The 23,728-nt window shown below is 66.5% G+C and carries 20 protein-coding genes, 1 tRNA gene and 2 pseudogenes; 17 read left to right on the forward strand and 6 right to left on the reverse strand.

From position 1 onward, the window contains the following. The first annotated feature begins 278 nt into the window (after positions 1-278). The 5 genes and pseudogenes from selD to FSV73_RS26190 form a co-directional block, all read left to right on the forward strand. Complete coding sequence (selD, locus tag FSV73_RS16280) at positions 279-1,313, forward strand: selenide, water dikinase SelD (protein WP_145008883.1); 1,035 nt, start codon at positions 279-281, stop codon at positions 1,311-1,313. After that, positions 1,313-2,413 carry a tRNA 2-selenouridine(34) synthase MnmH gene (gene mnmH, locus FSV73_RS16285; protein ID WP_145008884.1) on the forward strand — a complete coding sequence of 367 codons (1,101 nt, stop codon included), beginning with the start codon at positions 1,313-1,315 and terminating at the stop codon, positions 2,411-2,413. The genes selD and mnmH overlap by 1 nt, the downstream gene beginning before the upstream one ends. Positions 2,414-2,484: 71 nt before the next feature. Then, positions 2,485-2,775, forward strand: a complete 291-nt coding sequence (locus FSV73_RS16290) for a hypothetical protein (protein ID WP_145008885.1) — start codon at positions 2,485-2,487, stop codon at positions 2,773-2,775. Between the two features lie 1,027 nt (positions 2,776-3,802). Continuing rightward, a pseudogene (locus FSV73_RS26185) lies at positions 3,803-3,991 on the forward strand (HAMP domain-containing protein); the annotation flags it as partial. A 363-nt stretch (positions 3,992-4,354) separates the two neighbouring features. Beyond that, a pseudogene (locus tag FSV73_RS26190) lies at positions 4,355-4,876 on the forward strand (methyl-accepting chemotaxis protein); the annotation flags it as partial. 9 nt (positions 4,877-4,885) lie between these two features. On the opposite strand, the gene FSV73_RS16300 reads toward FSV73_RS26190, so the two are convergent. From FSV73_RS16300 to FSV73_RS16315, 4 genes are read right to left on the reverse strand one after another with little or no spacing between them, the layout of a single operon-like run. After that, positions 4,886-5,623, reverse strand: coding sequence for a YciK family oxidoreductase (locus FSV73_RS16300; RefSeq protein ID WP_145008887.1), 738 nt, complete (start codon positions 5,621-5,623; stop codon positions 4,886-4,888). Positions 5,624-5,631: 8 nt separating this feature from the next. Then, positions 5,632-6,303, reverse strand: a complete 672-nt coding sequence (mupP, locus tag FSV73_RS16305) for an N-acetylmuramic acid 6-phosphate phosphatase MupP (RefSeq protein WP_145008888.1) — start codon at positions 6,301-6,303, stop codon at positions 5,632-5,634. Positions 6,304-6,306: 3 nt separating this feature from the next. Next, positions 6,307-7,005: a bifunctional 2-polyprenyl-6-hydroxyphenol methylase/3-demethylubiquinol 3-O-methyltransferase UbiG gene (gene ubiG, locus FSV73_RS16310; RefSeq protein WP_007160470.1), complete on the reverse strand. Its 699-nt coding sequence runs from the start codon at positions 7,003-7,005 to the stop codon at positions 6,307-6,309. 33 nt (positions 7,006-7,038) lie between these two features. After that, positions 7,039-8,364, reverse strand: coding sequence for a TRZ/ATZ family hydrolase (locus tag FSV73_RS16315; RefSeq protein ID WP_145008889.1), 1,326 nt, complete (start codon positions 8,362-8,364; stop codon positions 7,039-7,041). A gap of 118 nt (positions 8,365-8,482) precedes the next feature. Between FSV73_RS16315 and mtnA the strand changes: the two genes are divergently transcribed. From mtnA to pheA, 4 genes are all read left to right on the forward strand, one after another. Beyond that, entirely contained in the window at positions 8,483-9,556 is a 1,074-nt protein-coding gene (gene mtnA, locus FSV73_RS16320) for an S-methyl-5-thioribose-1-phosphate isomerase (RefSeq protein ID WP_145008890.1), read from the forward strand. A 232-nt stretch (positions 9,557-9,788) separates the two neighbouring features. After that, a complete protein-coding gene (gyrA, locus tag FSV73_RS16325) occupies positions 9,789-12,629 on the forward strand; it encodes a DNA gyrase subunit A (protein ID WP_145008891.1) in 2,841 nt (946 codons plus the stop codon). Beyond that, positions 12,626-13,711 (forward strand): 3-phosphoserine/phosphohydroxythreonine transaminase, encoded by a 1,086-nt coding sequence (gene serC / locus FSV73_RS16330; protein ID WP_145008892.1) that lies wholly within the window; start codon positions 12,626-12,628, stop codon positions 13,709-13,711. The genes gyrA and serC overlap by 4 nt, the downstream gene beginning before the upstream one ends. Before the next feature lie 2 nt (positions 13,712-13,713). Next, complete coding sequence (gene pheA, locus FSV73_RS16335; RefSeq protein ID WP_145008893.1) at positions 13,714-14,808, forward strand: prephenate dehydratase; 1,095 nt, start codon at positions 13,714-13,716, stop codon at positions 14,806-14,808. Between the two features lie 24 nt (positions 14,809-14,832). On the opposite strand, the gene FSV73_RS16340 is transcribed toward pheA, so the two are convergent. Next, positions 14,833-15,309: a DUF4124 domain-containing protein gene (locus FSV73_RS16340; protein ID WP_145008894.1), complete on the reverse strand. Its 477-nt coding sequence runs from the start codon at positions 15,307-15,309 to the stop codon at positions 14,833-14,835. Between the two features lie 290 nt (positions 15,310-15,599). On the opposite strand from FSV73_RS16340, the gene mgtE reads away from it, so the two are divergent. Beyond that, positions 15,600-17,045, forward strand: a complete 1,446-nt coding sequence (gene mgtE, locus FSV73_RS16345) for a magnesium transporter (protein WP_437179290.1) — start codon at positions 15,600-15,602, stop codon at positions 17,043-17,045. Between the two features lie 51 nt (positions 17,046-17,096). On the opposite strand, the gene FSV73_RS16350 is transcribed toward mgtE, so the two are convergent. Beyond that, positions 17,097-17,411, reverse strand: a complete 315-nt coding sequence (locus FSV73_RS16350) for an Arc family DNA-binding protein (protein WP_058761568.1) — start codon at positions 17,409-17,411, stop codon at positions 17,097-17,099. A 259-nt stretch (positions 17,412-17,670) separates the two neighbouring features. On the opposite strand from FSV73_RS16350, the gene FSV73_RS16355 reads away from it, so the two are divergent. From FSV73_RS16355 to FSV73_RS16385, 7 genes are all read left to right on the forward strand, one after another. Then, positions 17,671-17,747, forward strand: a tRNA-Arg gene (locus FSV73_RS16355). A gap of 243 nt (positions 17,748-17,990) precedes the next feature. After that, positions 17,991-19,013 (forward strand): glycosyltransferase, encoded by a 1,023-nt coding sequence (locus FSV73_RS16360; RefSeq protein ID WP_145008895.1) that lies wholly within the window; start codon positions 17,991-17,993, stop codon positions 19,011-19,013. Between the two features lie 50 nt (positions 19,014-19,063). Continuing rightward, complete coding sequence (locus FSV73_RS16365) at positions 19,064-20,128, forward strand: FAD-dependent oxidoreductase (protein ID WP_437179293.1); 1,065 nt, start codon at positions 19,064-19,066, stop codon at positions 20,126-20,128. Further along, entirely contained in the window at positions 20,109-21,740 is a 1,632-nt protein-coding gene (locus FSV73_RS16370) for a hypothetical protein (RefSeq protein ID WP_260856094.1), read from the forward strand. The genes FSV73_RS16365 and FSV73_RS16370 overlap by 20 nt, the downstream gene beginning before the upstream one ends. Before the next feature lie 5 nt (positions 21,741-21,745). After that, the gene (locus FSV73_RS16375) at positions 21,746-22,534 is read left to right on the forward strand and encodes an NAD(P)-dependent oxidoreductase (protein ID WP_145008897.1); all 789 of its coding nucleotides are present in this window, start codon (positions 21,746-21,748) and stop codon (positions 22,532-22,534) included. After that, positions 22,534-23,367 (forward strand): sugar phosphate isomerase/epimerase family protein, encoded by an 834-nt coding sequence (locus FSV73_RS16380; protein ID WP_145008898.1) that lies wholly within the window; start codon positions 22,534-22,536, stop codon positions 23,365-23,367. Before FSV73_RS16375 ends, FSV73_RS16380 begins: the two co-directional genes overlap by 1 nt. Further along, the gene (locus FSV73_RS16385; protein WP_145008899.1) at positions 23,364-23,720 is read left to right on the forward strand and encodes an SMR family transporter; all 357 of its coding nucleotides are present in this window, start codon (positions 23,364-23,366) and stop codon (positions 23,718-23,720) included. The genes FSV73_RS16380 and FSV73_RS16385 overlap by 4 nt, the downstream gene beginning before the upstream one ends. Positions 23,721-23,728: the final 8 nt, after the last annotated feature.

The following is a 23,728-nucleotide window of genomic DNA, read 5'->3' on the forward strand; positions in this document are numbered from 1 at the left end:
CTCCGCTACCCTTCGCGGGGAAAAAATAGTTGGGCGGACCGGCTAAAAAATCGCCAGTTCGTCCATCGCCGCACTGCCGCTCGGTTGTCAGAGGTCCGTTCGGGGTTTTCCACGAGGTTATCCACAGCAACTGTGGATTACCGCCAAAAAACAGCCCTTTTGCTTTGCCGGGCGATCTGTTAGGGCACTGCCGGCCCCGCGCCGGGACAGGCTTTTGCTACTATTACCGCCCCCCGCGCAGCTCGTCGAGCGAGCCGCGCCGCTGATCCGGAGTTCCGATGACCAATCCCATTCGCCTCACCCAATACAGCCACGGCGCCGGTTGTGGTTGCAAGATCGCACCCAAGACCCTGGAGACCATCCTGGCGGGGAGCGGCGCCCAGCATCTGGATCCGCGCCTGTGGGTAGGCAATGCCTCGCGCGACGATGCGGCGGTCTATGGCCTGGACGACGAGCGCGGGGTGGTGTCCACCACCGATTTCTTCATGCCCATCGTCGACGATCCCTTCGACTTCGGGCGGATCGCCGCCACCAATGCCATCAGCGACATCTACGCCATGGGCGGCGATCCGCTGCTGGCCATCGCCATCCTCGGCTGGCCGGTCAACGTCCTGCCGCCCGAGGTGGCGCGGGAAGTCATCGCCGGCGGGCGGCGGGTCTGCGACGAGGCCGGCATTCCCCTGGCCGGTGGTCATTCCATCGATGCCCCGGAGCCGATCTTCGGCCTGGCGGTGACCGGGATCGTCGAGAAGCGCCACCTCAAGCGCAACGACACCGCCACCCTGGGCAGCCGCCTCTATCTGACCAAGCCGCTGGGCATCGGCATCCTCACCACCGCCGAGAAACGCGCGCTGCTGCGTCCGCAGGACCAGTACCTGGCGCGGGACACCATGTGCCAGCTCAATCGTCCCGGCAGCCGCTTCGGCCGCCTGGCGGGGGTCACGGCGATGACCGATGTCACCGGCTTCGGGCTGCTCGGTCACCTGGTCGAGATGGCCGATGGCAGTGGCCTGACCGCCGAACTCGAGTTCGCCGCCATTCCCACCCTGGAAGGGGTGGACTTCTATCTCGAGCAGGGCTGCGTACCGGGTGGTACGGAGCGCAACTTCGATAGCTACGGCCACCGCATCGCAGCGCTGGACGAGCTCCGCCGCCAGCTGCTGTGCGATCCCCAGACCAGTGGCGGCCTGCTGGTGGCCGTGGCGCCGGCGGGCGAGGCGGAGTTCCTCGCCGTGGCCGCGGAGCTAGGCCTGGCCCTGCAACCCATCGGGCAACTGGTGGAACGTCGCACCCATGCGGTCGAGGTGGCCTGATGACCTCGCGTGAGGATGCCCGCGACCTGCGGGCGCTGTTCCTGAGTGACGTGCCCCTGGTCGATGTCCGGGCACCGGTGGAATTCGCCAAGGGCGCCTTTCCGCTGGCGACCAACCTGCCGTTGATGAATGACCTGGAGCGTCAGCGGGTGGGCACCCGCTACAAGCAGCAGGGCCAGCAGGCGGCGCTGCAACTCGGCCATCAGCTGGTCTCCGGCCCGGTGAAGGAGGCGCGCGTCCAGGCCTGGGCCAACTTCGCCCAGGCGCATCCGGAGGGCTACCTCTATTGCTTCCGCGGCGGGCTGCGCTCCCAGATCAGCCAGGAATGGCTACGCAGCGAAGCCGGCATCGCCTACCCCCGCGTGGTGGGCGGCTACAAGGCCATGCGTACCCTGCTCATCGAGACGCTGCAACAGGCGCTGGCGGAGTGTAGTTTCGTGGTGGTGGGCGGCATGACCGGCACTGGCAAGACCGAGGTGGTGACCCAGCTCGACCAGGCCGTCGATCTCGAAGGCCATGCCAACCACCGTGGCTCCAGCTTCGGCAAGCGCGCCACGCCGCAGCCGGGCCAGATAGACTTCGAGAATCGCCTGGCCATCGACCTGCTGCGGCGGCGCCATGCCGGGCAGTCGCAATTCGTGCTGGAAGACGAATCGCGCCTGGTCGGGCGTTGCTCGCTGCCTCTGGAATTGCACCAGGGCATGCAGCAATTCCCCCTGGTGTGGCTGGAAGACAGTCGGGAGAATCGCATCGAGCGCATCCTGCGTGACTATGTCATCGACCTGGCGGCGGAATTCGTCGAGCTGCACGGGCCGGAGCAGGGCTTCGCGCTGTTCGCCGAGCAGTTGCGCAAGAGTCTTTCCGGCATCGCCAAGCGCCTCGGTGGTGAAAGATTCCAGCGGTTGTCGGCCATCCTCGAGGAGGCCCTGGCCGAGCAGCAGCGTTCGGGTGAGGTCGCTGCCCACCGCGGCTGGATCGAAGGCCTGCTGGCGGAATACTACGACCCCATGTACGCCTACCAGCGCGAAAGCAAGGCCTCCCGGGTGATCTTCAGCGGCGACCAGGCCGCGGTGGTCGAGTTTCTGCGGCAGCGGCGCTGAACGGCGGCGCGGGCTGGCGGTCTACGCTGCGGTTATTCGACCGTTCCGGTCGGTCGCAAGGAGAGAAGAAGATGAATTCGAAACTGGTTACCGTCGCCTCGGCCACCCTGGCGGCCCTGGTGCTCGCGGGGTGCTCGGGCAAGGTGGTCAATCGCGACAGCTGCGCGGCCCAGACCCGCTCCGCCTGGCAGGAACTCGACCTGGCCAAGGCCGAGGGCTTTTCCGGTACGGTGAGCTATTCCAAGGCGCTGGCGCTGCTGTCCACCGCCAAGACCCAGCAGCAGGTCGAGGCCTATGATGGCTGTGTGAAGAACGCTGACAAGGCGCGCTTCTACATTCGCGAGTCCCGCGCCGGCCGCTGATTCGCGGCGCTACTGGCCGGTTGCCGCCATTCAAAACGACGTGCACGTAGCCGCGCACGACGGATAGTGGCTTTCCGGCCCGCCCCCCTTCAAGAATGGATTTCTGCGGACGACAGCGTCGGTAGAACTCATTCCGTTGGGGTGCCGTATGAAAGGGATTGCAAGGTATCGCCTGGCCAACTGGCGGACCGCGACCAAACTAGCCGTCGGCTTCGGCCTGGTGTTGCTGCTCACGCTGGTGGTGGCGCTCCAGGGCGGGCTGGCGCTCAAGGATGTGGAGCACCGCTTCGATTCGCTGCGCGACATGGCGGCGGTCAATCGGCAGGTGATGCAGGTCCGCGCCCTCGAACAGGGCTTTCGCCTGAGCGGGGACAGCGTCCAGGCCGACCAGTTGCGCAAGGCTCTGCCGGCCGTGCTCGACGGGCTGGGCCAACTGGCGGCCGAGGTCCAGGGCGCCAACGGCGCGGACATCGATGCCGCGCTGCAGGCGGCCAAGGCCTATGGCGCCGCCTTCACCGACTTCCAACGCCTGCACACCTCGCGCCGCCTGGCCATGGATGCGGCGACCTTCCTGGTCGAGGGCGCCGCCAACAGCCTGGACATCCTCCAGTCCGGACTGCTGGACGACGGTGCCTATGCGCTGAAGGATTCCGGCGGCCAGCAGGGCGCCGACCTGCTGACCCTGTCGCAGCAAGTCGGCGAACTCTATCGGCTGATGCTCAAGAGCCTCGACGAAGCCCAGGCGCGGGCCAGCAAGGCCACCGTGGATGACCAGCCGCTGCCCTCGGCCAGCGCGGCACTGGCCATGCTGGCCAAGGTGGAGCCTCAGCTGAGCGATCCCGCCTATTCCTCGGTGATCCAGGATGTCTCCACCAACATCAAGGAATTCATCCGCCGCCTGGGCGACTACTCCGCGGCCCTGGCCCAGGAGCAGGCCGCTGGCGCGCGCATGACCAGCCTCGCCGAAACCGCCGTGCAGCGGGTCGACGCCCTCTACGCCCAGCAGGAGATCGAGTTGCAGGCGATGATGACCAAGCGCCTGCTGACCATCGGCGCCGTCGCGCTGCTGGCCCTGGTGGTCGGTGCCCTGGCGGCGCTGGTCATAACCCTGGCCATCGTGCGGCCCCTGCGCAAGGTGATCGCGGCGGCCGAACGCATCGCCCAGGGCCAGCTGGACGTCGAGGTGACGGTGGATCGCGGCGACGAGATCGGCCAGCTGCAGCGTTCCAGCGCCAGCATGGTGGCGGCCTTGCGCGGCATGGTCCTGCAACTGCAGAGCGGCATCGGGCGGCTCGGCCAGGCGGCCGCGGCGCTCGCCGAGCAGGCCCGTGACGCCCAGTCGGGCGTCGCGCGGCAGCGCGAGGAAACCGACCAGGTCGCCGCGGCCATGGCCGAGCTGGCCGCCACCGCCCAGGGCGTCGCCGTGGATGCCGAAGCCGCCGCAGGCGCCGGCGACCAGGCCGATCGCCAGGTCGACGATGGCCAAGCGGTGATCGGCCGGAGCCTGGCCGGCATCGAGACCCTCGGCGTGGAGGTGCGCGCCGCGGCGGAGCGCCTGCAGGGCGTCTCGCGGGACAGCCAGGCGATCAGCGGCGTGCTCGACGTGATCAAGGCGGTGGCCGAGCAGACCAACCTGCTGGCGTTGAACGCCGCCATCGAGGCGGCGCGCGCCGGCGATCAGGGGCGCGGCTTCGCGGTGGTCGCCGACGAGGTGCGCGCCCTGGCGCGCCGTACCCAGCAGTCGAGCGTGGAGATCGAACAGCTCATCGCCGTATTGCAGAAGGGCAGCGGCGAGGCGGTGGGGCGGATGCAGCAGGGCGAAGCCCTGCTGGCGACTACCATGGCCAGCGCCGGCGATACCCGCCAGGCCTTCGCCGGCATCGCCACGGCGGTCGCCAGCATCCAGCAGAAGAACCAGCAGATCGCCGCGGCAGCGGTGCAACAGAGCGCGGTGGCGGAAGAGGTGGCGGTCAACGTGACGCGCATCCGCGACGGCGCCGATCAGTCCAGCCAGGCCATGGCGGCGACGGCCTCGGCCAGCCGGGAGCTGGCCGGGCTGGGCGACGAACTGGCGCGCCTGGTCCAGCGCTTCCACGTCTGACCGGGCGGGCTACTGGGCGTTGAGTGCCTGGCCGGTGGTGCCCCGGCTGGCGGGGCCGAGCAGATAGAGATAGACCGGCAGGATGGCGTCCGCCGCCGGCACGCACGCCGGATCTTCCGCCGGATAGGCGGCCGCGCGCATGGCGGTACGGGTACCGCCGGGGTTGACGCTGTTGACCCGGATGCCGGCCTCCGCCAGCTCCTCGGCCCAGACCTGCATCAGGCCTTCGGTGGCGAACTTGGACACCGAGTAGGCGCCCCAGCCGGCCCGGCCCTTGCGCCCGACACTGCTGGAGGTGAAGACCACCGAGGCATCGGCCGCGGCCTTCAGCAGCGGCAGCAGCGCCTGGGTCAGGGCGAAGCCGGCGTGCACATTGACTTGCATGACCTGAGCCAGCGCCCCGGCCGGGGTCTGTTCCAGGGGGACCCGTGGTCCGAGCAGCCCGGCGTTGTGCACCAGGCCGTCGAGACGCCCGAATTCCCGCTGCAGGCGCGCGGCGGCGGCCGCATAGGCCGCGGCGTCCGCCTGTTCCAGATCCAGCACCAGGGGCTCGGCCGCCTGGCCGCCAGCGGCCAGGATCTCGCCGCGCACCTGCGCCAGCGCCGCGGCGTCGCGACCCTGGAGGATCACCCGGGCGCCCAGGGCCGCGCAGCCCTTGGCCAGGGCGGCGCCGATGCCGCGGTTGGCACCGGTGACGAGGATGACGCGGTCCTGCAGCAGGCCGGCAGGGGCTTGGTAGTCGAACATCGGGTCTCCTAGCATCCGCACAGCGCGCGGTCGAGCAGGGCGCGCAATTCCAGCGGGTGGTCGATGATGGCGTCGGCGCCCCAGTGCTCCGGGCGATCGTCCGGATGGATGTAGCCGTAGCGCGCCGCCACCGTCTTGCTGCCGGCGGCGCGGCCGGATTCGATGTCGCGCAGGTCGTCACCGATGAACAGGGCGACCTGGGGATCGACGGCCAGTTGCTGGCAGGCCAGCAGCACCATCTCCGGATCGGGCTTGCTGCGGGCGACGTGGTCCGGGCAGACCAGGCAGGCCGAGCGTTCGGCCAGGCCCAGGCGCTGCATGATCGGCTCGGCGAAGCGCACCGGCTTGTTGGTCACCACGCCCCAGCGCAGCCGGGCGGCGTCGAGGTCGCGCAGGATCTCGTCCATGCCATCGAACAGCCGGGTATGGACCGCGCAGTGGTCCTGGTAGCGCTCGAGGAATTCCAGGCGCAGCGGCTCCAGCTCGGTGCCGAGCGGGTCGACGTCGAAGCCGGCGAGGATCATGGCCTTGGCGCCGCCGGAGATGACCCCGCGCAGGCGGGCTTCATCGGCAGGTGGGAGACCCTGGTCCTGGCGCATGGCCTGGACGATGGCGATGAAGTCCGGCGCCGTGTCCAGCAGGGTGCCATCCATGTCGAATAGGACCGCTTGCAGACGCATGGCTCAGTCCTCGCGCTGGGTGCGCACCATGTAGTTCACCGTCACGTCGCCTTCCAGCTTGTATCTCTTGGTCAGCGGGTTGTAGGTGAGGCCGATGACGTCGCGCAGGTTCAGGCCAGCGGCGCGGGCCCAGGCCCCCAGTTCCGAGGGGCGGATGAACTTGCGGAAATCGTGGGTGCCACGCGGTAGGAGGCGCAGCACGTACTCGGCGCCGACGATGGCGAACAGGTAGGCCTTGGGATTGCGGTTGATGGTGGAGAAGAACACCTGGCCGCCCGGCTTGACCAGGTCGTGGCAGGCCTTGATCACCGAGGAGGGATCCGGCACGTGTTCGAGCATCTCCAGGCAGGTCACCACGTCGTAGGTGCCGGCGTGCTTGCGCGCATGGTCCTCGGTGGTCTCCTGGATGTATTCCACCGGCACGCCGGACTCCAGCTGGTGCAGGCGGGCCACCGCCAGCGGGGCCTCGGCCATGTCGATGCCGGTCACCTGGGCACCCCGTTGGGCCATGGCTTCGCTGAGGATGCCGCCGCCGCAGCCGACGTCCAGCACCTTCTTGCCGGCGAGTCCGGCGTGCTGGTCGATCCAGTTGACGCGCAGCGGGTTGATGTCGTGCAGCGGCTTGAATTCGCTCTCGCGGTCCCACCAGCGGTAGGCGAGGGCCTCGAACTTGGCGATCTCGGCGTTATCGACGTTGGACATGGGATTCTCCAGAGGCAAGGGGAGCGGGGCGCGTCAGGCGCCCTGCTGGATACGGGTGGCCCACTGCTGCGCATTGGCTATCAGTTCGGCCTCGTCCAGGCGCACGAGTTCGCCCTGGCGCAGCAGCGGCACGCCACCGACCCAGACGTCGCTGACGCGATCGCGGCCGGTAGCGTAGATGAGTTGCGACACGGGGTCGTAGAGCGGCTGCTGGGCAAGGCCGCTGAGGTCGACGGCGGTCAGGTCGGCGGCCTTGCCCGGCTCCAGCGAACCCAGGCAGCGCTCCAGCCCCAGGGCGCGGGCGCCGTTGAGGGTGGCCATGCGCAGGGCGCGGTGGGCGTCGAGGGCGGTGGCCGATCCGGCGACGGCCTTGGCCAGCAGCGCCGCAGTGCGGGTCTCGCCGAGCAGGTCGAGATCGTTGTTGCTGGCCGCGCCGTCGGTGCCGATGGCGACGTTGACGCCGGCCTGCCAGAGGCGCTCCACCGGGCAGAAGCCGCTGGCCAGCTTGAGGTTGGATTCCGGGCTGTGGATGACATGGCTGTTGGTCTCGACCAGGTTTTCCAGATCCTCGTCGTCCACCTGGGTCATGTGCACCGCCTGGAAGCGCGGCCCGAGCAGGCCCAGGCGGCGCAGCCGGGTGAGCGGCCGCTCGCCGGTCTGCTCCAGCGCCTGCTGCACCTCGAAGGCGGTCTCGTGGACGTGCATCTGGATCGGCGCCTGCAACTGCTCGGCCAGCACCAGGATCTCCGCGAGCTTGGCATCGGCGACGGTATAGGGCGCATGGGGGCCGAAGGCCACGCTGATGCGCTCGTGCAGCTTCATGTCGTCGAACAGTTCCAGGCCGCGGCGGATCATGTCGTCCGCGGTGCGGGCGCCGGGAATCGGGAAATCGAGGATCGGCAGGCAGACCTGGGCGCGCACCCCGGTGCGGTGGATCGCTTCGCAAGCCACCTGCGGGTAGAAGTACATGTCCGAGAAGCAGGTGATGCCGCCGCGGATCTGCTCGGCGATGGCCAGGGTGGTGCCGTCGCGGACGAAGTCCTCGTCGACCCAGCGGCCCTCGGCCGGCCAGATGTGATCCTGCAGCCAGGTCTGCAGCGGCAGGTCGTCGGCCATGCCGCGGAACAGCGTCATGGCGGCGTGACCGTGGGCGTTGATCAGGCCGGGAATCAGTACCTTGCCCGGCAGCTCCAGGGTTTCCTTGGCCGGCTGGCGCAAGGCCTCGGCGCGCGGCGCGAGCAGGGCGATGCAGCCATCGCGCACGCCCAGGGCGTAGTCGCGCAGGACCACTCCCGCGGGCTCCACCGGCACGATCCAGCTGGGGAGCAACAAGAGGTCCAGGGGCGCGGGGGTGGGCATCTGCGGCGGTTCCGTGAGGGGCGAGCCGGCAGTATAGCGGTCCTTGCGGCGCTACCGCTAAATCCCCGCGCCGATGCCGGTATACTGGCGGGCTATAGATTCAGGTCGAGGAGAGATCATGCGAGAGCGTCTGCTGGCGGCGGAAAAGGTCAAGGCGATCGACTGGCGGGACGGTGCCCTGCACCTGCTCGATCAGCGCCTGTTGCCGCTGCGCGAACACTGGGTCGCCTGTCACAGCGCCGCCGAGGTGGCCCAGGCCATCCGCGACATGCTGGTCCGCGGGGCACCCGCCATCGGCATCAGCGCGGCCTACGGCGTGGTGCTGGGGGCCCGGCAGCGCGCGGCGGCCGGTGAGAACTGGGCGGAAACGGTCACCGCTGACTTCGAACTGCTGGCCGCTTCGCGCCCCACCGCGGTCAATCTGTTCTGGGCGCTCAACCGGATGCGCGAGCGGCTGGCGCGGACGGCCGGGGAGGGCGCCCTGGCGGCGCTGGAGGCGGAGGCCGTGGCCATCCACCTGAGCGATCGCGAGGCCAACCTGACCATGGCGCAACTGGGTGTCGAGCTGATCCGCAAGCATGACACCAGCAAGCAGACCTTCCTCACCCACTGCAACACCGGCGCCCTGGCCACCGGGGGCTTCGGCACCGCCCTGGGCGTCCTGCGCGCGGCGCATCTGGACGGCCTGGTGGAGTGCGTCCACGCCGACGAGACCCGCCCCTGGCTGCAGGGCTCGCGGCTCACCGCCTGGGAGCTGGCCGGGGAGGGCATCCCGGTCAGCCTCAACGCCGACGCCGCGGCGGCGCACCTGATGAAGACGCGCAACGTCGCCTGGGTGATCGTCGGCGCCGACCGCATCACCGCCAATGGCGACGTGGCCAACAAGATCGGCACCTACAACCTGGCGGTCATCGCCATGCACCATGGCGTACGCTTCATGGTGGTGGCGCCCAGCTCCACCATCGACATGCAGCTGGCCTCGGGCGACGACATCCCCATCGAGGAGCGCCCCGGGCAAGAGCTGCTGGAGGCCGGTGGCCAGCGCATCGCCGCCGAGGTAGAGGCCTTCAACCCGGTGTTCGACGTGACGCCCGCGGATCTCATCGATGCCATCGTCACCGAGCGCGGCGTGGTGGAGCGACCGGATGCCAAGAAGATGGCCGAGTTGATGAATCGTCGGCGCCTGCATTGAGGTGATCGCGAGGGGCGGATACGTCCCTGAATGTGTTAGAATTTCGCTCTTTGCACAGGCTTCGTTCGAAAGCCGTCTGCAGGCGGTGATGCCGTGCAGGAAACCGGCTTGAGCGGCGTCTCAGCGCCGGTGGCAGGCGCCGCCAGACGGGCTTTCGCCGCTTCTATTCCAGGCTCGGCCGACATGCGGGCGAGCCCTAGCGCTTTTCAGATCAGAAGGAACCAGGCTTCTCATGGGTGAACTGGCCAAAGAAATCCTCCCGGTCAATATCGAAGACGAATTGCGACAGTCGTATCTCGACTACGCGATGAGCGTCATCGTCGGCCGGGCCTTGCCGGACGTGCGCGACGGTCTCAAGCCGGTGCACCGGCGCGTGCTCTACGCCATGAGCGAACTGGGCAACGACTGGAACAAGCCGTACAAGAAATCCGCCCGTGTGGTGGGTGACGTCATCGGTAAGTACCACCCCCACGGCGACACCGCCGTCTACGACACCATCGTGCGGATGGCGCAGCCCTTCTCGCTGCGCTACATGCTGGTGGACGGCCAGGGCAACTTCGGGTCGGTGGATGGCGACAACGCCGCCGCCATGCGTTACACCGAAGTGCGGATGTCCAAGCTCGCCCACGAACTGCTGGCCGACCTGGACAAGGAAACCGTCGACTGGGTGCCCAACTACGACGGCACCGAGCAGATCCCGGCGGTGATGCCCACGCGTATCCCCAACCTGCTGGTCAACGGTTCCAGCGGCATCGCGGTCGGCATGGCCACCAACATCCCGCCGCACAACCTCGGCGAGGTGATCGATGGCTGCCTGGCGCTGATCGAGAACAGCGAGCTGACCGTCGACGACCTGATGCAGTACATCCCCGGTCCGGACTTCCCGACCGCGGGCATCATCAACGGTCGCGCCGGCATCATCGAGGCCTACCGTACCGGTCGTGGGCGCATCTACGTGCGGGCCCGCGCCGAGGTCGAGGACATCGACAAGAGCGCCAATCGCCAGCAGATCGTCATCACCGAGCTGCCCTACCAGCTCAACAAGGCGCGGCTGATCGAGAAGATCGCCGAGCTGGTGAAAGAGAAGAAGATCGAAGGCATCACCGAGCTGCGCGACGAGTCCGACAAGGACGGCATGCGCGTGGTCATCGAGCTGCGTCGCGGCGAGACCCCCGAGGTGGTGCTCAACAACCTCTACGCCCAGACCCAGCTGCAGACGGTGTTCGGCATCAACGTGGTGGCCCTGCTCGACGGCCAGCCGCGCACCCTGAACCTCAAGGAACTGCTGGAAGCCTTCATTCGCCATCGTCGCGAAGTGGTGACCCGGCGGACCGTCTACGAACTGCGCAAGGCGCGCGAGCGTGGTCACATCCTCGAAGGCCAGGCGGTCGCCCTGTCCAACATCGATCCGGTCATCGAACTGATCAAGACCTCGCCGACCCCGGCCGAGGCCAAGGAACGCCTGATCGCCACGCCCTGGGAATCCAGCGCGGTGCGCGAGATGGTCGAGCGCGCCGGCGCCGATTCCTGCCGTCCGGACGACCTGCCCGAGCAATACGGCCTGCACGAAGGCAAGTATCACCTCTCGCCGGAACAGGCCCAGGCCATCCTCGATCTGCGTCTGCACCGCCTGACCGGCCTCGAGCACGAGAAGCTCATCGCCGAGTACCAGGAGATCCTGCAGCAGATCGGCGAGCTGATCCGCATCCTCACCAACCCCGAGCGGCTGATGGAAGTCATCCGCGAGGAGCTGGAGAAGGTCAAGGCCGAGTTCGGCGACAAGCGTCGCACCGAGATCATCGCCTCCCAGGTGGACCTGACCATCGCCGACCTCATCACCGAGGAAGACCGCGTCGTCACCATCTCCCATGGCGGCTACGCCAAGTCCCAGCCGCTGCATGCCTACCAGGCGCAGCGCCGGGGCGGTCGCGGCCGCTCGGCCTCGGCGGTCAAGGAAGAGGACTACATCGAACACCTGCTGGTCGCCAACAGCCATACCACCCTGCTGCTGTTCTCCAGCCTGGGCAAGGTCTACTGGAAGCGTACCTACGAGATCCCCGAGGCCTCCCGCGCCGCCCGTGGCCGGCCGCTGGTCAACCTGCTGCCGCTGGCCGAAGGCGAGCGCATCACCGCCATGCTGCCGGTCGACCTGGAAGCCGTGCGCCAGCAGGCGCCCATCGGTGAAGAGGACCTGGGCGAGCAGGACGACAACCTGGACATCGAAGACGCCGTGCTGGTGGAAGACGACGTCGAAGCCGAGGTCGAAGGCGAAGAGGGCGAGCTCCTCGACGCCGGCCAGGACGAGCCCACCGGGGCCTACATCTTCATGGCCACCCGCAACGGCACCGTGAAGAAGACCCCGCTGGTGCAGTTCAGCCGGCCGCGCAGCAACGGCCTGATCGCGCTGAAGCTGGAAGAGGGCGACAGCCTGATCGCCGCCGCCATCACCGATGGCGCTCGCGAAGTCATGCTGTTCTCCGATGGCGGCAAGGTCATCCGCTTCAAGGAGCGCCATGTGCGCACCATGGGCCGTACCGCCCGCGGCGTGCGCGGCATGCGCCTGGCCGAGAACCAGCGACTGATCTCCATGCTGATCCCCGAGCCGGGCGCCGAGATCCTCACCGCCAGCCTCAATGGCTTCGGCAAGCGTACCGCCATGGCCGAGTACCCGCAGCGCGGTCGCGGTGGCCAGGGCGTGATCGCCATGGTCATCAACGAGCGTAACGGTCCCCTGATCGGCGCCATCCAGGTGCTGGACGGCGAGGAGATCATGCTGATCTCCGACCAGGGCACCCTGGTGCGCACGCCGGTCGAGGGCATTTCCCGTACCGGGCGTAACACCCAGGGCGTTACCCTGATCAAGCTCGGCAAGGGCGAGAAGCTGGTGGGCCTGGAGCGGGTGCAGGAGCCCTCGGTGGACGAGGAGCTGCTGGACCACGAAGCCGAGCTGGACGACGAGGTGCTCGACAAGGAGCTGCCGGTCGACAGCCACGAGCCGGATCAAGACGACGTGTTGCCCGGTGCCAGCGACGTGCCGAGCGATGACCTTCCCGACGAGGATGACGAGCGATGAGCAAGCGTGCCTACAACTTCTGTGCCGGCCCGGCGGCCCTGCCCGAAGCTGTGCTGCGCCAGGCCCAGGCCGATCTGCTGGATTGGCAGGGCCGTGGCCTGTCGGTGATGGAGATGAGCCACCGCGGTGAGGACTTCACCGCGATCTCGAGCCAGGCCGAAGCCGACCTGCGCGAGTTGCTGGTCATCCCCAATAACTACAAGGTGCTGTTCCTGCAGGGCGGCGCCAGCCTGCAATTCGCCCAACTGGCGATGAACCTGATGCCCGAGGGCGGCAAGGCCGACTACATTGACACCGGCATCTGGTCGCGCAAGGCCATCGAGCAGGCGCAGCACTATGGCGCCGTCAACGTCGCCGCCAGCGCCAAGCAGTACGACTACTTCGCCATTCCCGGGCAGAACGAGTGGCAGCTGTCCAAGGACGCCGCCTATGTGCACTACACGCCCAACGAGACCATCGGTGGCCTGGAGTTCGACTGGATCCCGGAGGTCGGCGACGTGCCCCTGGTGGCGGATGCCTCTTCCGACATCCTCTCGCGCCCGCTGGACGTCTCGCGCTTCGGCCTGATCTACGCCGGCGCCCAGAAGAACATCGGGCCGAGCGGCCTGGTGGTGGTGATCGTCCGCGAAGACCTGCTGGGTCGCGCCCGCGCCGCTTGCCCGACGCTGCTCGACTACAAGGTCGAGGCCGACAGCGGCTCCATGTACAACACCCCGGCGACCTTCTCCTGGTACCTCTCGGGGCTGGTGTTCAAGTGGCTCAAGGAGCAGGGCGGCCTGCCCGCCATGGAACGCCTGAATCGCCAGAAGAAGGACCTGCTGTACGGCTTCATCGACGGCAGCGACTTCTACAGCAACCCCATCGCCAGGAACGATCGCTCCTGGATGAACGTGCCCTTCCGCCTGGCCGACGAGCGCCTGGACAAGGCCTTCCTCAAGGGCGCCGAAGAGCGTGGGCTGCTGTACCTGCAAGGGCACCGCTCGGTGGGAGGCATGCGCGCCTCCATCTACAACGCCGTCACCCTGGAGGCCGTCGAGGCCCTGGTGACCTACCTGGCCGAATTCGAGAAGGAGCACGGCTGATCATGTCGGAACACGAGCTCAAGGCCCTGCGCCTGCGCATCGACAGTCTGGACGAACGCATCCAGGAGCTGATCAGCGAACGCGCCCGCTGCGCCCAGGACGTGGCGCGGGTCAAGATGGCGACGCTGGCGGAGGGCGAGAAGCCCGTGTTCTATCGACCCGAGCGCGAGGCCCAGGTCCTCAAGCGGGTGATGGAGCGCAATGGCGGTCCGGTCCGCGACGAGGACATGGCGCGGCTGTTCCGCGAGATCATGTCCTGCTGCCTGGCCCTGGAAGAACCGCTGCACGTGGCCTACCTCGGCCCGGAAGGCACCTTCTCCCAGGCCGCAGCGCTCAAGCATTTCGGCAAGGCGGTGGTGACCCGGCCGATGGCGGCCATCGACGAGGTGTTCCGCGAGGTCGCCGCCGGCGCTTCCAACTTCGGCGTGGTGCCGGTGGAGAACTCCACCGAGGGCGCGGTCAATCACACCCTCGACAGCTTCCTCGAACACAACCTGTCGATCTGTGGCGAGGTGGAGCTGCGTATCCACCACCACCTGCTGATCGGCGAGAACACCAAGGCCGACAGCATCACCCGCATCTATTCCCACGCCCAGTCGCTGGCCCAGTGCCGCAAGTGGCTGGACTCCTACTACCCGAGCGTCGAGCGGGTGGCGGTGGCCAGCAATGCCGAGGCGGCGCGGCGGGTGAAGGGCGAGTGGAACAGTGCAGCCATCGCCGGCGACATGGCGGCCTCGCTCTATGGGCTGACCCCCGTGCAGCAGAAGATCGAGGATCGGCCGGACAATTCCACCCGCTTCCTCATTATCGGCAACCAGGACGTGCCGCCCAGTGGCGACGACAAGACCTCCATCATCGTCTCCATGCAGAACAAGCCCGGCGCCCTGCACGAGCTGCTGCTGCCCTTCCACGCCAACAACATCGACCTCAGCCGAATCGAGACGCGGCCTTCGCGCAGCGGCAAGTGGACCTATGTCTTCTTCATCGACTTCCTCGGCCACCAGGCCGATCCGCTGATCCGCGATGTTCTGGAGCGCCTGTCCACCAGCGCCGTGGCGCTCAAGGTCCTCGGCTCCTACCCCCGCGCTGTACTCTGACGGCGCCTGCGCCGGTTGCGGGCGTCAGCGTCGACGCACGCAACCCCGGTCATCGAAGGTGACCAGGCGCGAGCGCTCCTTGCGCGTGCGGCCCTCGTAGTGATAGCGGGTCAGGGTATCCAGTTGGGAGATCCGCTGCGGTTGTCCCAGGGCGCTTTCCACGTCTGAGCGGTTCATGCCCAGCCTGACCTGTCCCCGGATGATCGCCTGCCGCCTTTCGCGGGCGCTGAGCAGGTCACCGCACCCATCCGTCCTGGCTGCCACCACCGTCGGCGCGCGGGGCGCCTCCCGGCGCGGCGTGGCTTTGGGTTTCGCCATCAGCGTGGGCTTGGCGCCGCCGGGACGGGGATTGTCCGCCCGTTGCAGACGGATGTTGCTGTCCGAGGCGCAACCGCTGGCGGAGAAGGTGAGGTGCCCGGCGGCATCCTCGCAGCGGTAGACCGTCGCCGCTTCCAGGGGCGTGCAGCCCAGCAGCAGGCCGAATGCGAGCAACTTTTTCATGAGCCGTCCTCCTTGACGTGGTCGGGTCAAGCTTAGCGAAGTCGGGGATGCGCGACGAGGGCCTGAACCACGGCTTTTTCGACCGCGCAAAACCCTTGCAAATTGCTGTTTTGACAACCTTTTGCCTTCGCGCCCGCTGCCGGTCCGGTGTATCATCCCCGCCGTCAGCCCCGCCGGGGCAGTGGTCACCCCCCCTTATGGACTTACCCAGTCAACACCTAATCGTCTTTCTCGTCCCGTTGTTGAAATAGGGTTCGTCGGTGCGCTCCGCCGGCGGGCCGGAGTGCGCTATGACCGCAGTGAACGAAGCAGAAATCAGAAAACCCCACGAGACGCTGCAAGAGCGGCTCGCCCAGGTCGTCGAGTTGCTGGAGCGCTACGACCTCGCCGTCGAGGCGCGTGAAGACCAGGACCGCGCCCGCGTGTCCCCCGCCGATATTCCCGAAGAAGGCCTCGAAGAGCTGCGTGCCCGCCTGGACGAGCTGCACCCCGCCGACGTCGCCTTCATTCTCGAAGCCCTGCCGCGCGAGGATCGCCTGACCGTCTGGGGACTGGTCAGGACCGAGCGTGATGGCGAGATCCTGCTCGAGGTCTCGGACGCCGTCCGCGAGACGCTGATCGCCGACATGGACGATCAGGAAATCCTCGCGGTGGCTGGCCAGCTCGATGCCGACGAACTCGCCGACCTGGCGCCGGACCTGCCACGCGATGTCGTCCACGAGCTCATGGAGGCCCTCGACGCCCAGCAGCGCGAGCGGGTGCGCTCCGCCCTGTCCTACGAAGAGGACCAGGTCGGCGCGCTGATGGACTTCGAGATGGTGACCATCCGCGACGACGTCGCCCTGGAGGTGGTGCTGCGCTACCTGCGGCGGCTGAAGGAGTTGCCCGACCACACCGACAAGCTGTTCGTCGTCGACAACGACAGCATCCTCAAGGGCGTGCTGCCGATCAAGCGCCTGCTGGTCAACGACCCGGAAAAGCTGGTCGCCGAGGTCATGGCCAAGGAGGCGGTGGCCTTCCATCCCGACGGGGACGCCTATGACGCCGCCCAGGCGTTCGAGCGCTACGACCTGGTCTCGGCGCCGGTGGTGGACAAGAACGGCAAGCTGATCGGGCGTCTCACCATCGACGAGATGGTCGACCTGATCCGCGAGGAGAGCGAAAGCGAAGTCCTCAACATGGCCGGTCTGCGCGAGGACGAGGATGTCTTCGCCTCAGTGTGGAAGTCGGTCGGCAACCGCTGGACCTGGCTCGCTACCAACCTCATCACCGCCTTCATCGCCTCGCGGGTGATCGGCCTCTTCGAAGGCTCGATCGAGAAGCTGGTGGCCCTGGCCGCGCTCATGCCCATCGTCGCCGGCATCGGTGGCAACTCGGGCAACCAGGCCATCACCATGATCGTGCGCGCCATGGCACTCGGGCAGATCAGCGTCACCAACACCACCCGGTTGCTGCGCAAGGAAATGGGCGTCGCCCTGTGCAACGGGGTGATCTGGGGTGGGGTGATCGGGCTGGTGGCCTTCTACCTGTACAGCAGCTGGTCACTGGGGCTGGTGATGATGGGCGCCATGACCCTGAATCTGCTGCTCGCCGCCTTCATGGGGGTATTGATTCCCATGACCCTGCAGCGCTTCGGTCGCGACCCGGCCATGGGGTCGAGCGTCCTCATCACCGCCGTGACCGACAGTGGTGGTTTCTTCATCTTCTTGGGGCTCGCCACCCTGTTCCTGATGTAGGGCAGGGCGGACTGCAACAGGCTACCCGGCCGCGGGGCAGCCTGGACGCGCTCAGGAGGCGGCGTCGATATCGTGGGCGATCAGCGAGATCAGGGCGTTCTGCTGGCGACCGGACAGCTGCCGAAAGCGCTGCAGCAATTCCCGCTCGTTGGCGGTGATCTCCGGACTGTCCAGGCGTAACCCGGGTTCGTCGCCGAGGGCACCCTCTTGCTGCAAGCTCTGCTCGAGGCGCGCGATGATTTCGGAGTTCATGCTGCGGTGGTGGTTGCGGGCCACATCCGCGATGCGCTCTCGCATGCCCTCGGGCAGACGCACGACGAACTTGTCAGCGGTACGGCTTGAGTAGGATCTAATGGCCTGGGTCATTGAGGTACTTCATCTGGAGTCTAAAATCAGTGAAGGCGTTAGCCCTCGTCTCGTTCCGCTAGCACTCACGGCACCTTGGGATCGGTATGACCTGTCCCTAGGTATCTGTTTTTATTGACGTCAATTTACCGACGTACTCGGTAAATTGCAAAGCCGCTGAAGAACTTCCTGCCTCCGTCGGTCCTGCCGTGACTGCCTGGCTGCCTGAACCGAAACATGACAAACCTTCCGCTGCTCGTTACCATGAGCGCCCTTTCCTGTCCCAGTAGCTCAATTGGATAGAGCATCCCCCTCCTAAGGGGAAGGTTGGTGGTTCGACCCCACTCTGGGACACCAGATTCCATTCCAGTACCTCTCCTCGCCGTCCGACGTCAACTGCTCTTGCCGAAACGTTACAGCAGTGTCGAAGGATAGGGCAAAAACAGCGACCTTGTCCGACTTCCAGGCTCTTCCCGCAACGATTTGTGGCTGTGATCACAGCGTAGAGCAGCAGAACAAAACCTGCTGAATTTATCTGTACTCTCCGATGGCTAATCGTCTGCATTGCAAGAATCTGGAGCGCCTCTGGAGGTTCGCGTTATGGCCTTTTATCCCGTCCTACTTTCAGTCGTGTTCGTCGTTCGTAATCAGGCAACCGAGTTGCAAGGCGCCTTGGAGCGCGCTGCCACCGTGATCGGCCCCTTGGTGAGCGACTACGAACTTATCATTGTCGACAACGCGTCCGCTGATGACAGCGTAGCTCGATTGAAGCAACTCACCAGTCTCGATGGCTTACCCAACCTTCAGGTATATGCCCTGACCAAGGAAGTGGACTCCGATACCGCCGCCTGGGTGGGTCTGGAGAATGCACTGGGGGACTTCGCGATCGTCATAGATCCGGAAACGGACGACATCGCCTTCTTGCCCGACATGTTGCGCCATGCCGCCGAGGGCGCCGATGTGGTGTTCGCCAACAACCAGCAGAAAGTTCGCCAGACACTGACCTATAGTTTGTGCGCCAAGGGTTTCAACAAACTCTACAAGCAATTCAATGGCGTCGACCTGGAGAAGGATGCGCCCCAGTACCGGCTGCTCAGCAAGAAGGTCATCAACTACATCCTGCGCCATCCGGCGCCGGCGCTGACCTACCGCCACCTGCCGGCCACGGCGGGTTTCTCGCGGATCAACCTCGAATACAGCATGCCGCCGCGGAGCACCAAGCCCAAGCGGCTGTCCGGCAGTTTCGACCGCGGCGCACGGCTGCTGGTGTCGTCCACCCGCAAGCCGATGCGCATGGTGAGTTTCCTGTCCATCGTCGGTGCGCTGTCCAACCTGCTCTATTCGGTCTATGTCATCGCCATCGGCCTGTTCAAGGACGACGTGGCGCCGGGATGGGTGACGATCTCCCTGCAGCAGTCCGGCATGTTCTTCCTGATCTCGCTGGTCCTGCTGGTGCTGGGCGAATATGTCCTGCAGTTGACCCACAGAGTCAACGAAGGACCGCTCTATCATGTCGCCCAGGAGTTCACCAGCGCCGTCATGACGCGTCGTGACAAGCTCAATGTCGAGGTGGTGCAGGGCGGCAACGCGGCCAGGCCGACCGTTCAATCCGGCATGGCCTAAGGACGATCATGAAAGACGCGATCGTCATAGGTGGCGGTTTCTACGGGGCCATGACGGCCCTGTATCTCATGCGTGTCAGGGGCTTCGCCCAAGTTACCCTGATCGAGCGTGAGGAAGGTCTGCTCAAGCGTGCCTCTTATCACAATCAGGCACGTGTCCATAACGGTTATCACTATCCCCGAAGTTTCGTGACGGCCTTTCGCAGCCGCGTCAACTTGCCGCGGTTCCTGCGTGACTATCCCGATGTGGTAGTGCGGGACTTCACCAAGTTGTATGCCATCGCGCGCAACAACTCCAAGGTGACGGCGAAACAGTTCGAGCGTTTCTGCCAGGGTATCGAAGCCTCCTTGCAACCCGCGCCCGCCGAGTTCGCCCGCTTATTCGACGAGCGTTTGATCGAGGCGGTATATCTGACCGAAGAATATGCCTTCAACTCGGCGGTACTGGCCGCCGAAGTGAGTCGGGAACTGGATGCGGTCGGCGTGGAACTCCGCTTCAACAGTCGGGTGACCCGGATCCATGGTGCGGACGGCGGTCTCGGCGTCGAGGTGGTGAACGCGGCGGGGCAGGAGGAGGAGTTGCAGTGCCGCTATCTCTTCAACTGTACCTACAGTGGCCTCAATCAATACGGGGGCGACTTTCCCGGTACCGCCACGCGCCTGCGCCACGAGATCACCGAGATGGCCCTGGTCGAGATGCCGCCCGAGTTGCGCGACATCGGCGTGACGGTGATGGACGGGCCGTTCTTCTCGATGATGCCGTTCCCGGCGCGCGGCCTGCACACGCTGTCGCACGTGCGTTACACGCCGCACCTGAACTGGGAAGACGCCAATGGCACCGATCCCTATGCGCTGCTGGCCGACTACGATCGGGCCTCGCGGGCGGACTGGATGATCAGGGACGTGGCGCGCTACATGGCGGCCGCGGCCAAGGTGGAATACCGGGATTCGCTGTTCGAGGTGAAAACCACCCTGATGAAGAACGAAGGGGACGACGGCCGTCCCATTCTGTTCGAGCAGCATCCCCAGTTGCCCGGCTGCTATTCGATGCTGGGCGGCAAGATCGACAACATTTTCGATGCCTTGGAGCGCCTCGATGCCGAACCCTTCCACTGACGCCGTACCCAGGGGGGTGTCCGGCATCGCCGGCTTCATCAGCGTTCTGGTCTTTGCCGTCATCAACTTCTTTCTGTTCGGCAAGGGCGTCATCCTCGACCCCTTCCACCAAGGCGAGTACTTCGCCACCCTGCCGACCCTGCTGCACAGCGAGCCGGGTGCCCACGCCTTCACCATCCACGGCGGGCTGGACTTCATCCCGGTCTGGCTGGCCGAGACCTGGTTCGGCGCCCAGCACACCTTCCTGGTCACCCAGATCCTCTACGGGCTCTGCAACACCGGGGCGGCGCTGTTGCTCTGGGGGACGGCACTTCTGCTGTGCCCCCTGCCCAAGGGGCGCGGCCGGCTGCTGCTGCTGGTCGCGGTGGGCGCGCTGGCGACCCAGGTGGTGGGCTATCGTGATCTCTTCCTGCTGCTGTCGCTGTTCCTGTTCTGCCTGCACCGCAAGGTGGCGACCACCCCGCAGCGGCTGGTCTGCGAGCTGCTGCTGGGCCTGGCGGCAGGCTTCAACGTGTTCTGGTCCTATGACCGCGGCATCGCCGGGGTGCTGGCCCTGGGCTCGGCGGTGGTGCTGACCCTGCTGTTGCAGCGGCGCCATCTGCTGTCACTGTTGAGCTTCGCCGTGACCGTCGCCTGGCTCGGGTTTGGTACCGATTTCTTCGCCCTGACCGACTACGTCAAGAACCTGACCTTCCTCTTAGAAACCTCTTCCCAGTGGAACTACGGCCTGACTGCCCGCCCGCTCGCCCTCAGCCTGTTGCTGGCGGTGCCCACGGCGCTGGCCGGCTTCGCCCTGATCCGCTGCCTGCCCTGGCCGTGGCGCTGGAGCGAGGACCTGCCGCTGATCGGTGCCCTCGCGGTGCTGCTGGCGATCTTCTTCAAGATCGGCGTCAACCGAGCGGACTTCCAGCACATCCAGATGGGCTTCTGGGTGCCGCTGCTGAGCCTGCTCTATGCGGCGCGGCGCCAGCGTCTCGCGCGCAATGGCGGCTGGGATCTCTCAGTGCATCCGCGCGCGGCCCTCGCCGCCATCGCCGCGGCCGTGCTGCTCGGATTGGTCGGTCTCAATCCCTCGCCGTTCTTCGCGGTGCTGCTGCTGGGCGCGTTGGTGGCCTTCGCGCGGCCCTTGCTGCTACCGGCCCTCGCGGCGCTGCTGGTGCTGCTGGCCGGCTTCAACCTGTACAAGTCGCCGGTCGAGCGGGTGTGGGCCCAGGGCCTGGCCTGGGTGCCGGAACTCTCGGCCATGCCGGACGACGCCGCCCTGGCGACCCCGGGCGTGCAATGGGCCTCGCGCCGGTTGCAGGAGAGTGGTGCCCGCTGCGTCTTCGATCTGGCCAACAACGGCGTCATCAACGGGGTGACCGACCTGCCGGCCTGCACCAAGTACATCTATCCGGTCTATGCCACGCCGCCCTACGAGGCGGACCTGCTCGGCGATCTGCAGCGCGCCGATCCACCGGCGGTGGTGTATTCCACGACCTTCTGGTCGTTCAACCTGAACAACATTTCCATGCACGACAAGTTTCCACGTCTCAAGGCCTACCTGGACGAGCGTTATCCCGTCGAGGAGTGCCAAGCGGACTATTGCCTGAGATTTAAGACCAAGGGGTGAGCAACATGAAGACCGACGCATTGATAGGGTACAGCGGCTTCGTGGGGTCGACACTGCTCAAGCAGAAGGCCTTCGGCGCGCTGTTTCGCTCCACCAACATCGACCAGATCGGCGACCAGCCCTATGGGCAGGTGATCTGTGCCGGCGCGCCCGCGCAGAAGTGGATCGCCAACCGTGATCCGGAAGCGGATCGGCAGAAGATCGACGGCCTGATCGCGCATCTGTCGCGGATCCAGTGCGAGTCCTTCGTGCTGATCAGCACCGTGGATGTCTTCAAGCAACCGCTCGGCGTGGACGAAACCACCGCGGTGGACGAAGACGGCCTGCATGCCTATGGGGCCAACCGCTATCGCCTGGAACAGTTCGTCCGCGAGCATTTCGCCAAGGCCCTGATCGTCCGCCTGCCGGGCCTGGTCGGGCCGGGACTGCGCAAGAACGTGATCTACGACCTGCTCAACGACAATAACCTGCACGCCGTGGAAAGCCGCGGCGTCTTCCAGTTCTATCCGATGGTCAACCTCGGCTACGACATCCAGACCGCCCAGGCCGCCGGCCTGGAGCTGGTCCACCTGACCGCCGAACCCATCAGCGTGGCGGACATCGCCCGCCAGGGCTTCGGCCGCGATTTCGCCAATACCCTGGAGGGTACGCCGGCGCGCTACGATTTCCGCAGCGTGCATGCCGAGGTCTTCGGTGGTCGTGACGGCTACCAGTACAGCGCCCGCGATACCCTGCTGGCGGTGCGGGCCTATGCCCAGTCGGAACCCCCGGTGATCAAGGCGGAGGGTCAGTGATGCGCATCGCCATCTCCAATATCGCCTGGGACCCGACCGACGACGCCATGGTCGCCGAAATCCTGCAGCAATACCGGGTGGATGCTATCGACATCGCCCCCGGCAAGTACTTCGCCGATCCGAAGACGGCCACCGCCGAGCAGATCCAGGCCGTGCGCCAGCAGTGGCAGGCGCGGGGCATCGAGATCACCGGCATGCAGGCGCTGTTGTTCGGCACCACCGGCCTCAATGTCTTCGGCACCGACGACGTGCAAGGCGCGCTGCTGGCGCAGCTGGAAGGGGTCTGTCGGGTCGCCGAGGGACTGGGTGCCACCCGCCTGGTGTTCGGCTCGCCGCGCAACCGGGATCGCTCGGGATTGAGCGACGAAGAGGCCCTGGCGCAGGCGCGTGACTTCTTTCGCCGTCTGGGCGACGTCGCCGCGGCCCGCAACGTGCTGATCTGCCTGGAGCCGAATCCCCCCCGCTATGGCGCCAACTTCATGATCGACAGCGACTCCACGGCTGCCGTGGTGCGCGCGGTGGACCATCCGGCGATCCGCATGCAGCTCGACACCGGTGCCCTGACCATCAACGCGGAAGACGCCGCGCGGGTGCTTGAGGAGCATGCCGAGCTGATCGGCCATGTCCATGCCAGCGAGCCGGACCTGGTGACCCTGGGGGAGGGCGGTACCAACCACGAGGGCATCGCCTTCGCCCTGACCCGCCGGCTGCCGGAGCAGGTGGTCAGCATCGAGATGCTGCCGGCCAAGCAGGGCTCCAACCTGGCGGCGCTGGAGCGCGGCGTCCAGGTGGCGATCCGCGCCTATGGCGATCTGCCGGAGGCCGCCGCATGAAGTGGCTGATCCTGATCCTGGGCATCGCCTCCAATGCGTCGGCGAGCGTGCTGGTCAAGATGGCGATGCTGCCGCCGCGCCGTTTTCCCAGCCCTGCCGATCCCATGGCGGCCCTGAGCAACTGGCCGTTCTGGCTGGGCCTGTTCATGTACGGCCTGGCCTTCCTGCTATATGCCGCCGCGCTCGCCAAGCTGCCGCTGAACGTGGCGCATCCGGTGCTGACGGCCGGGGCCATCGCCAGCGTCGCCCTGCTGTCGGTGGCGATCTTTCGCGAAGCCTTTCCCTGGACCACGGCGGCAGGCATCGTCCTGATCATCGCCGGTGTCGCTCTCATCACGGCCCGTGTCGGTTGACCCTGGAG

The sequence above is a fragment of the Pseudomonas oryzihabitans genome, from assembly GCF_007665395.1.
In the GTDB taxonomy this organism is placed as follows: domain Bacteria; phylum Pseudomonadota; class Gammaproteobacteria; order Pseudomonadales; family Pseudomonadaceae; genus Chryseomonas; species Chryseomonas psychrotolerans_C.

What these genes read in the sequence shown, in the direction of transcription:
- FSV73_RS16365 (WP_437179293.1), top strand. Translation starts at nt 19,064, where the DNA reads ATGACGGCCCTGTATCTCATGCGTGTCAGGGGCTTCGCCCAAGTTACC.
- ubiG (WP_007160470.1), bottom strand. Translation starts at nt 7,005, where the DNA reads ATGTCCAACGTCGATAACGCCGAGATCGCCAAGTTCGAGGCCCTCGCC.
- mgtE (WP_437179290.1), top strand. Translation starts at nt 15,600, where the DNA reads ATGACCGCAGTGAACGAAGCAGAAATCAGAAAACCCCACGAGACGCTG.
- FSV73_RS16375 (WP_145008897.1), top strand. Translation starts at nt 21,746, where the DNA reads ATGAAGACCGACGCATTGATAGGGTACAGCGGCTTCGTGGGGTCGACA.
- pheA (WP_145008893.1), top strand. Translation starts at nt 13,714, where the DNA reads ATGTCGGAACACGAGCTCAAGGCCCTGCGCCTGCGCATCGACAGTCTG.
- FSV73_RS16290 (WP_145008885.1), top strand. Translation starts at nt 2,485, where the DNA reads ATGAATTCGAAACTGGTTACCGTCGCCTCGGCCACCCTGGCGGCCCTG.
- mnmH (WP_145008884.1), top strand. Translation starts at nt 1,313, where the DNA reads ATGACCTCGCGTGAGGATGCCCGCGACCTGCGGGCGCTGTTCCTGAGT.
- FSV73_RS16360 (WP_145008895.1), top strand. Translation starts at nt 17,991, where the DNA reads ATGGCCTTTTATCCCGTCCTACTTTCAGTCGTGTTCGTCGTTCGTAAT.
- mtnA (WP_145008890.1), top strand. Translation starts at nt 8,483, where the DNA reads ATGCGAGAGCGTCTGCTGGCGGCGGAAAAGGTCAAGGCGATCGACTGG.
- FSV73_RS16370 (WP_260856094.1), top strand. Translation starts at nt 20,109, where the DNA reads ATGCCGAACCCTTCCACTGACGCCGTACCCAGGGGGGTGTCCGGCATC.
- FSV73_RS16380 (WP_145008898.1), top strand. Translation starts at nt 22,534, where the DNA reads ATGCGCATCGCCATCTCCAATATCGCCTGGGACCCGACCGACGACGCC.
- gyrA (WP_145008891.1), top strand. Translation starts at nt 9,789, where the DNA reads ATGGGTGAACTGGCCAAAGAAATCCTCCCGGTCAATATCGAAGACGAA.
- selD (WP_145008883.1), top strand. Translation starts at nt 279, where the DNA reads ATGACCAATCCCATTCGCCTCACCCAATACAGCCACGGCGCCGGTTGT.
- mupP (WP_145008888.1), bottom strand. Translation starts at nt 6,303, where the DNA reads ATGCGTCTGCAAGCGGTCCTATTCGACATGGATGGCACCCTGCTGGAC.
- FSV73_RS16340 (WP_145008894.1), bottom strand. Translation starts at nt 15,309, where the DNA reads ATGAAAAAGTTGCTCGCATTCGGCCTGCTGCTGGGCTGCACGCCCCTG.
- FSV73_RS16300 (WP_145008887.1), bottom strand. Translation starts at nt 5,623, where the DNA reads ATGTTCGACTACCAAGCCCCTGCCGGCCTGCTGCAGGACCGCGTCATC.
- serC (WP_145008892.1), top strand. Translation starts at nt 12,626, where the DNA reads ATGAGCAAGCGTGCCTACAACTTCTGTGCCGGCCCGGCGGCCCTGCCC.
- FSV73_RS16350 (WP_058761568.1), bottom strand. Translation starts at nt 17,411, where the DNA reads ATGACCCAGGCCATTAGATCCTACTCAAGCCGTACCGCTGACAAGTTC.
- FSV73_RS16385 (WP_145008899.1), top strand. Translation starts at nt 23,364, where the DNA reads ATGAAGTGGCTGATCCTGATCCTGGGCATCGCCTCCAATGCGTCGGCG.
- FSV73_RS16315 (WP_145008889.1), bottom strand. Translation starts at nt 8,364, where the DNA reads ATGCCCACCCCCGCGCCCCTGGACCTCTTGTTGCTCCCCAGCTGGATC.